The organism is Asaia sp. W19, from assembly GCF_003994335.1.
In the GTDB taxonomy this organism is placed as follows: Bacteria; Pseudomonadota; Alphaproteobacteria; order Acetobacterales; family Acetobacteraceae; genus Asaia.
The window spans coordinates 1-3,553 of the sequence record NZ_PNQZ01000009.1 but is presented as its reverse complement, the minus strand read 5'-3'; the positions used below and the strand labels follow the sequence as shown (position 1 = coordinate 3,553).

Below are 3,553 nucleotides of genomic sequence, written 5' to 3'. Positions count from 1 at the left end.
CCCGAACTCAGGAGACCGCCATTGAAGGTAATGTCATTACTGGCCGAGAGGGACGCCGCACCGCTCGCCGTGATCGTGCCGACCGAGCCAAGCTGGCCCTGATTGCCGCCATTGACCAGATAATCATTCAGCGTCGCGCTGTTGATGATCGACCCGTTCTGCGCCACCAGGCTGACCGAGCCACCTGCCAGCGTGCCCGTATTGGTGATGTCGCCATTGCGCGCCAGAATGCTCAGGCTGTTGCTGCCCGAAATCGTCCCGCTATTCGTGACGCTCGATCCCGCAAGCGACACGTCTTTCGCCGCAATCGTGCCGCCGCTCAGTGCCACATTGCCCGGGGCCAGATAGAGCTTCGGCGCCAGCACCGTCGCACCATTCACCTGCACCGGCACATACCAGACGATGTTCTGCGTCAGAGACGCCTTTTGCTCGAGTGCAGTGCATGCAGATAAACTATCTACTTCACTCCGTGAAAACTATCGCGTTTAACGTAAGATACTTTGAAATGTATCGAAATCGAACCATACATCTTCGTAATTTTCAGTTATTAAGAATCTCCATCCTGGAGCCAAGGCGAGGTACGGAATGATTAGCTTTTCCCATGACGGAATATGGGAATAATGCAGGGGAAGAAAAAAATCGTCATCATTTAACATTTCCATTCCACCCCAAATATACCATCCTGAAGTATCTCCTTCAGGTTTAATTCGAAGTCCATTTAATGGACGAGCCCCCTCTCTGACATTTTTACTTATTCCCACCTTATCGTTTTCCATTGGCGGAAAAAAATCTGAGTTATATTTCTGGCATATACTTTTCTGCATTATATCTAATATCATTTTAATCCCAATTTTGCTTTCATCTGGCGTGAAAAGGCGCTCAATTGTCCACCCTGGATTCTCGAGCAGGTAGGACAGTGAGGTTGAACCGCATCAATCTGAGTCTGCTTTTCAATATCATTCTTTCCGTCTCGGTAATACTCTACGACGAGAGGATCAATATGGTCTGGGATCTGTTTGGGCGTAACAACGCCACAATCAACACAAGGCTTACCCTGCACGCTTTCATGTTGGATTCTCCGCGGAGTCGCCTGAAGCGGCCTCTTATAAGCAGATATGATACTTGGAAGTGGATCAAAATCTCCTATAGGCACCCCTGATTTTTTCTTTGCCACCTCGTGTGCGACGTCTCTTAGGTCTTCGACGCTACTCGTGCCGATGGGGGCCTGGTCGATAAGCTCCTGCATGCCTTCTGGCGTAGTAAGCAGCCGGTTGACCTCCTGCGCCCGTGCGAGAGCCGCCTCGAGATTCGCAATCTCGGCGTCCGTTGGTACCCAGGTGGCGTCAGCAGGTGTAAGCGTTTGCAGAGCAAGATTATGTGGGTCGACCTCCGCCAGCTTCCTGTAGGCGCTCCGATATCTTCCGGGGTTCACCTCAGCTTCCCACTCTTCGCGCTGCTCTTCCTCACTCGGACCAAGAAAAAAATCGAACATGCGACGCACAGCTTCCCTCGGTGAGCTCGGGGGCTTTACTCTGCCAAGCGCGCGCTCTGCTTCGATATCCTCCTCTTCCGCCTGATTGAACTGCTGCATGGCAGAACCGAGGGCGGCACCGCTGAGCGCGTTAACGCTGCTATCGCCATACCCGCCCACTAGGGCACCCGTAGCCGCCCCTGTCCCCGATGCTATGGCGTTGCTGATGGCATTGGCGTAGGCGCGCTGCACCCTCGGATAGTTAGACAGCCCCTTCGATATCTCCAGAACCCAGCTACGGCTGGCAATCGTGGCCGCGTCGCTCAGCGCAGTGCTCGCTGCTGACGCGGCTATGTTCCCTCCTGAAATGCCCGCTACGGCTGCACTGCCTGCCGTCTCCAATGCGATACGCGCCCATGCATTCGAGAGATCTTTACCTCCAAATCCGCCGACGCCCGCGTTATCGAGCTCATCAGCGACGAGCCCGCCGATCTCTCCGGCCAGTTGGCTACCCAGCCTCTGGGCCTGTAGCTGATTACTTAGCTTTTTCGCATCGAAGGCGTTTTCCAGTGCTGCATTGGCCTTCGAGACATCCGTGATGTAATGGCCCGTGATACTCCCGGCATTAACCGTGATATTGCCACTGATGGCAGACTGGCTTTCGCTCGTCTCGTCATGCGTGCGGCCCCCGCCCATCATGCCCGACGCACCCGAGGCAAGGTTGGTGCCGACCGCGCCAAGGATACCCATCGTGCTGCCCAGCATGTCCGTGCCAAGGCTCATCGACATGCCCGTCTGCGTCGCCTTCCACTGCGATACATTCGTCACGCTGTTCGCAACAAGGCTGCCCGTGTTGAGGTGGTTCTTCGCCGCTTCCGCCTGGCTGTCGATCACACCCGCCGTCAGGCTGGTCTGACCCGCCACATCCACGCCGATGCCGTTCTCACCCGCATAGAGTCCTGAGAGGGTCGAGCCCGTCGTGGCAAAATGATCGGTGACTGTCTGGTTAAGTCCACTGCCACCAATACCGGTCTTGTAGCCAAGGCTCAGTTGGCCACCGCTCTGGCTCGCTGTGCTGCGATAATCGGACGTATTCTGCGGGCTCGTGATGTTCAGGCTGCCCGCAGCCAGATCCAGGCGCGGGGCCGTGACCGTCGCCCCGTTCAGCGTCACACTGCCCGGGCTTGCAATCGTCACACTCTGCGCGCCATTGACCGTCGTGTTCACAGCCGTCGCACTGTCGGAAACGACATGCTGCGTCTGCTTGCCAAACGACGCACTCAGGCTGGCGCTATACCCACCAACACCCACACCAATATCGAGACCGACTGAAGTCGATTTCGACTTCATGTTGCTTTCGCTATGGGTCGTATCCCAGCCCGCCTGCAGCGTGATGTCCTTGCTGGCAGCAAGAACCACATCCTTGCCAGACAGGCTCGACGCCGTCGCACTCAAAGAGCCGTTCTGCGCATCCGCTGCGTTATCGCCACGCGCCACGACAGAAAGCGTATTGCCGGCGTTGAGCGTCGTGCCCACAGCCTGGGTCTGCGTCTGGGTGCTCGACTGATGCAGCGACGACGAGCCAATGGATTGGCGTACGCCCACAATATTGCCCGCAACTGCATCGCCCCCTTTTATGATCGAGGTGGCAATAATGGCTGCGCCCTGCATCGCATTCAGCGCAGCAAGCGTCCCGCTGCCGCTACCTGACGTCTGGCTTGCAGCAAGCCCCGTATTGACCACCTGCCCGACAATGGATGTTGGAGACAATCCGATTCTGGCGCCGATGGATTTCTCCTTATGCGCCGTGCTCTGTGTCTGGCTGTTCTCCTTGGCCAGCAACGAGACGGACGACCCCGAGAGCGTGAGATCGTTCGCAGCCGACAGGGCTGAACCATCCATCGTAAGTGCCTTGCCCGCATTGAGCGCCACACTGCCGCCCAGCGAGGCCAGAACCGATGGGGTCCAGACCGTGCTCGATGACGATGATCTGTCGTCGCGCATGCCATAGCCCAGCGTCCCCTGCGCGCCCTGGCTGCTCAGCGAGATCCCCGCCACGTGATGCGACGCACTCGCTTCGCT

3 protein-coding genes are annotated in these 3,553 nt (G+C 57.1%); all 3 read right to left on the bottom strand.

Annotation, left to right across the window (positions count from 1 at the left end; translation table 11 throughout):
- Positions 1-386: hypothetical protein (locus tag C0V97_RS01600; protein WP_148114911.1), on the bottom strand; the 386-nt coding region annotated here is incomplete at its 3' end.
- Positions 387-485: 99 nt separating this feature from the next.
- Positions 486-824, bottom strand: coding sequence for a hypothetical protein (locus tag C0V97_RS01595; protein ID WP_199751572.1), 339 nt, complete (start codon positions 822-824; stop codon positions 486-488).
- An 11-nt stretch (positions 825-835) separates the two neighbouring features.
- Positions 836-3,553, bottom strand: a 2,718-nt coding sequence (locus C0V97_RS01590) for a hemagglutinin repeat-containing protein (protein ID WP_127100086.1), incomplete at its 5' end; no start/stop codon positions are given.